Annotated in this window: 4 protein-coding genes; all 4 read left to right on the forward strand. The window is 36.0% G+C overall.

Features of this window, described 5'->3' with window-relative positions; all coding sequences use genetic code 11:
- On the forward strand, window positions 1-1,170 hold a 1,170-nt coding region (locus WBN21_RS07615), incomplete at its 5' end, for a mannitol dehydrogenase family protein (protein WP_424198995.1).
- Window positions 1,171-1,240: 70 nt separating this feature from the next.
- The gene (locus WBN21_RS07620) at window positions 1,241-2,119 is read left to right on the forward strand and encodes a carbohydrate kinase family protein (protein ID WP_424198997.1); all 879 of its coding nucleotides are present in this window, start codon (window positions 1,241-1,243) and stop codon (window positions 2,117-2,119) included.
- Window positions 2,120-2,245: 126 nt separating this feature from the next.
- Entirely contained in the window at window positions 2,246-4,405 is a 2,160-nt protein-coding gene (locus tag WBN21_RS07625) for a beta-glucosidase family protein (RefSeq protein ID WP_424198999.1), read from the forward strand.
- 13 nt (window positions 4,406-4,418) lie between these two features.
- Window positions 4,419-5,781, forward strand: a 1,363-nt coding sequence (locus WBN21_RS07630) for an MFS transporter (RefSeq protein ID WP_424199000.1), incomplete at its 3' end; no start/stop codon positions are given.

Raw genomic sequence — 5,781 nt, forward strand, 5'->3', positions numbered from 1 at the left:
ATTATAGATTTTGAAATGGGTACATCGAACCCAGAATTTGTAATCGCGCGTATGGCGAATGCAGATACTAGAATCGTATCGCTAACGATTACTGAGGGAGGTTATAATTTTAACTCGACTACAGGAGATTTCAATTTTGAAAATCCTGACATTCAACGCGAACTTAAAAACCCAAAGGACCCGAGAACCGTTTATGGTTTTTTAACTGCGGCCTTAAAAAGACGTCGAGATGCAGGACTGCCTGCTTTTACAATTTTGATTTGCGACAATATCGAACACAATGGTGATATGGCACGTAAAATGCTACTCACTTTTGCCGAAGCACAAGACCCAGAATTAGCAAAATGGATTGCTAAAGAAGTCTGCTTCCCTAATAGTATGGTAGATCGTATTACACCAGTAACAACAAAAGCCGATATCGAAACTCTAGCACAAATGTATGGTGTAAAAGATGAGTGGCCAGTTACCTGCGAACCTTATATACAATGGGTAGTAGAAGATAAATTTTCGAACGGCAGACCTGAGTTCGAAAAAGTAGGCGTACAATTTGTACCCGATGTGGGGCCTTATGAAAAAATGAAACTGCGATTGCTGAATGCTGGTCATTCTGTCTTAGGGCTTTTGGGAATCATCCATGGACACCCCACTATTAATGCATGTATTGAAGATGAAACCTTTGCCACTTATTTGCGTGCTTTTATGGATACAGAAGCCACACCTGTTTTAGGAGATATAAAAGGCATTAATTTAGAAGACTACAAAGATAGTCTGCTAGAACGTTTTGGTAACCCGAATATTAAAGATAGTGTTGGCCGAATTTGTATGGAAAGCTCTGCCAAATTACCTAAATTTTTAATTGCTACAATTCATGAGAATTTAGCAACAGGTGGAAGTATCAAATTTGCAACATTGGTAATTGCTGCTTGGTGTTATTATAGCGATAAAGGAATAGATAGGCACGGGCAACCCATTGAAATTGTTGATGCTATGAGTAGCGAACTTCATCAAGCGGCAAAACAAACCGCAATAGATACATTGGCCTTTATAGGACAGGAATCCCTTTTCGGGAATCTTATAAAAAATGAACGGTTTACAAAGTTGTATACCGAAATGGTTCAGAAAATCTATAAAGATGCCAATATCAAAAAGTATATGTTGGAAATGATTTAATATCAAAAAAATTGAAAAAATACATGTTGCCAAAAAATGGAGTAGCATTAAATACTAAATTAAACTAGTTATGAAACAGATTGTGTGTTTTGGAGAGGTGCTGTGGGATATGCTGCCTACAGGTAAAAAATTAGGTGGAGCACCACTTAATGTAGCTCTAAGAATGCAAAGTTATGGTTGTTTAACCAAGCTAATTAGCAGTATAGGAAATGATGCTGCTGGTAATGGTATTGTAGCACAGATGAAAATGTATAATGCAAAAACTGACCACCTTCAAGTTAGCCAAAATCACGCCACAAGTGAAGTGTTGGTAACTCTAAATGATGCAGGGTCTGCATCTTATGATATAAAAATGCCTTGTGCTTGGGATGATATTCAGCTTTTAGAAAAAGACAAAACTATTGTTAATGCTGCAGATGCTTTCATATATGGTAGTTTGATTGGTCGTCAGCATACTTCAAGAGAAACGTTATTTGCTTTACTCAAATTCTCTCAATTTAAAGTTTTTGACGTAAACCTTCGGGCCCCACACTACGAATTGAATACCCTTTTAACTCTAATGAAACAAGCCGACTTTATAAAGTTTAATGATGATGAAATCTTTGAACTTTCCTTGGCTATGAGTGGCAAGAAGTTGTCTTTAGAGGATAGTATTCGTTTTTTTTCGGAAGAAACCCAGACACCTAGTATATGTGTAACAATGGGGGCTGATGGCGCTGTGTTATTTCAAGACAACGCGTTTGTTTATAACAAAGGATATCATGTACAAGTGAAAGATACTGTTGGAGCTGGAGACTCTTTTCTTGCTACACTAATTTATCAACTACTTACTGGTGCAAATGCAGTTACGGCACTTGATTATGCCTGTGCAGTAGGAGCTATTGTAGCATCAAAAGCGGGAGCTAATCCATTAATAACCGACAAAGAAATTCAAGAGACAATGAACTAACCTAAGCAATAATAAATTGATATTTATCATATATAGAATATAACTTTTAAAACGAGTTCCTTATAATTATTTAACCTTAATGCTGAAAATTTAATTGCAGTATATACATTTTTAAAATTATTTTTCATGAAAAGAATAGCGCATTTCATCCTAATTTGTACAGTTCTTTATTCATGTGCAAAACCAGTAAATCAAGAATTTAAAACTAAAACCATGTTTAAACCTTTTACACCACCAATTACCTACGACGATGCAAAAAAGCAAGCCATAGAAATCCTTAATCAAATGACCATCGATGAGAAAATCTCATTAATAGGTGGTTACAACATGTTTTATACAAAAGGATTTGAAAAGTTTAATATACCAGCACTGTATTTATCTGATGCAACACAAGGTGTTAACATACGACCAGAGCTTCCTAATCAACTTGAAAAATCTGTAGCTTTTCCTAGCACTATTGCATTAGCTAGTACATGGAATACAGCATTGTCAAATAGTTACGCCAAATCTATTGGCGAAGAATGTAGAGCTGGTGAAATAGCTGTATTGTTAGGTCCTGGTATGAATATTTATAGAATATCTCAAAATGGTAGAAACTTTGAATACGCTGGTGAAGACCCATACTTGGCTGCTCGTATGGTAGAAAACTATGTATTGGGAATGCAAAATACAGGTACTATAGCTACATTAAAGCATTTTGTTGCGAATAATACAGACTATAAAAGAAGAACCTCAAATTCAGTAGTGGATCAGAGAGCATTACGTGAAATTTATATGCCAGCATTTGAAGCTGGCGTTAATGCAGGTGCAATGGCTGTTATGACTTCCTATAATTTAGTAAATGGAGAGTATGCAGGACAAAGCAAGGACGTTATTACAGGACTTTTACGTGAGGATTTAGGCTTTAAATGGTTGGTTATGAGTGATTGGTGGTCTGTATATGATTCCGAAAAAGTTATAAAATCTGGACTTGACTTGGATATGCCTGGGGAGCCAAGAGCTGAATATCCTGATTATATGAAAAAGGATGAATTCTTTTTACGTTCTTCCGCAAAATCGCTTCTCGAAGATGGTAAAGTTGAAGAAGCAGATATTGATAGAATGGTAACTAACATATTAACCACACAGATAGCTATGGGGCTTCTAGAACGCCCTATTAAAGATACTAGCTATTTTGAAAATTTCAATGACCATATTGAAGTTGCTTTACAAACAGCGCGAGAAAGTATGGTCCTTCTTAAAAACAACGGAGTTTTACCAATTAGTAAATCAGAAGATATTTCAATTTTACTTACGGGAGAATACTCCGATAAAATTCCTTGTGGTGGTGGTGCAGCAGAAGTTAAAGGTTATGATAATGTAACCATGCTTGCAGCACTTAAAGAGGTATATGGAAGTAAAGTTACTTACTTGGAAAATCCTGATAATCAAACTATAAAAAATGCTGATTATGTGATTTATAGTGCTGGGACATTTGATTCTGAAGGCTGGGATAAATCGTTTGATTTTCCAGAAACCGTCAATAAAGAAATCAAAAATATAGCGTCGCTAAATGAGAATACTATTGTAGCTGTAAGCTCTGGTAGTGGCATGAATATGACCGAATGGAACGATGAAGTTGCAGGCTTAATTTATAGTTGGTATCCAGGGCAAATTGGGTTTAAAGCTTTTGCTGAAATAGTGGCGGGCATTACCAATCCATCAGGTAAATTGCCCATTACCATAGAGAAAACCTTTAAAGATTCGCCAGGTAGTGATTACATCCCTGAAGGCAAAGAACTATACACAGGTTGGCAAGAAGATCATAAGATTATAGACCCAATAATAGATGTTAAATATAATGAAGGCATATTTGTTGGTTACCGTTGGTACGAGAGCAAAGCTATTGAACCACTTTATAACTTTGGCTTTGGCTTGTCTTACACAAGTTATGAATACAGTAATTTGAAGATTGAGCACCCATCAATCAAAGTAGGTTCATCCATAAATTTTAAAATTGATATTAAAAACACAGGAGATATGGATGGACAGGAAATAGTTCAAATCTATGTTCGCGATATAGAATCTTCTGTGGAACGTCCCTTAAAAGAGTTAAAAGATTTTCAGAAAGTACAATTAAATACAGGAGTTAAAAAAACCTTGCATTTTACGTTAACGGAAAGAGACTTTGCATTTTGGGATGTGAAAACAGAAAATTGGGCAGTTGAGCCAGGGCAATTTGAGATACTGGTAGGGTCTGCATCTAATAATATTTTAGCAAAAGGTCTACTAGACATAGTCCAATAACAATTAAACAATTATGAGCAATAAAGTTTCTATTAAGGAGAAGATAGGTTACGGATTAGGAGATGCAGCAGCTAATATTGGCTGGAGAGGTGTAGGAACATTTTTGTTCATATTTTATACAGACGTATTTGGTTTAGATCCTGTGACCGTAGGTGTGCTGTTTTTCGCTGCGCGTTTGAGCGATGGTATTAGTGATATTACGATGGGTCTTATCGGTGATCGCACCAAATCGAAATACGGTAAATTTCGACCATGGATCCTCTGGACTGCCATTCCTTTGGCGATAAGTTTAGTGCTACTTTTTTCTAGTCCAGACTTTAGTGATTCTGGAAAAATCATTTATGCTTATATTACGTACATCTTTTTTACGCTTATGTACACAGCCAATAACATCCCTTATGGTGCGTTGATGGCAGTTATGTCTGGTGATGACAAAGAACGGACTAGTATTGGAGCGTATAGAATGGTAGGCGCCTTTGGAGGAGGGATTCTTGTTCAAGGAGCATTACTCTTTCTTATTGCCTATTTCGGAAATGTAGATCCTTCAATAGAGATCTCAAAATTGGAGAACAACACGTATCAAGTTGAAATTGCTGCCTCAAGAGATGTGAGTAACGTTAACGTTAAAACAGAGGCTGGTATCGCTACTTTTAAATGGAACAATAATCCTGATTTGAAAGATGAACCTACCGTTGGTAAGAGCTTCGATATGGAATCTGGAAAAACGTATTCCTTTATAGTAGCGGGCGAACCTAATTTAACTTCCGATAACCTTAGAATCATTGATCAAAAAAGAGGTTATAGTTATTCTATGCGTATCATGTCAGTTGTGCTTGCGCTTTTAATGTTTGTTACCTTTTATACAACTAGAGAACGCGTACTACCACTAAAAGGCCAGAAAACTAATTTAAAACAAGATTTTAAGGATCTGTCTACCAATAGACCATGGTGGATATTACTTATTACTGGGTTATTTTCAAGTTCTTATAATGCCATCAAACAAGGTATTATCATTATCTATTTTACTCATTATATACACAATCAATTATTGGCAGCATCCTATCTTGTGGGCTTAATGTTGGTCTCTATTGTTGGTGCGATTTTAATGACTCCATTAAGTAATAAATATGGAAAACGGAAAATGTTTATTTATTCTTTACTTATTTCTGGGGCTGTTATATCGCTGCTAATATTTTGCGATTCAACTGCTGTTGTTGCGATTTTTACAATTGGATTACTTTCAGAACTTATAGGTGCTTTCTTTTCTAGCTTATTCTTTGTAATGTTAGGTGATGCTGCAGATTATTCAGAATGGAAAAATAACCGAAGAGCCACAGGGCTTATTTACTCTGCTGGATCTACTGCAACTAAATTTG

Origin of the sequence: Algibacter sp., from assembly GCF_049667265.1 — a bacterium.
GTDB lineage: Bacteria > Bacteroidota > Bacteroidia > Flavobacteriales > Flavobacteriaceae > Algibacter_B.

Coding starts and splice junctions, on each gene's coding strand:
- WBN21_RS07620 (WP_424198997.1), top strand. CDS start 1,241: ATGAAACAGATTGTGTGTTTTGGAGAGGTGCTGTGGGATATGCTGCCT.
- WBN21_RS07625 (WP_424198999.1), top strand. CDS start 2,246: ATGAAAAGAATAGCGCATTTCATCCTAATTTGTACAGTTCTTTATTCA.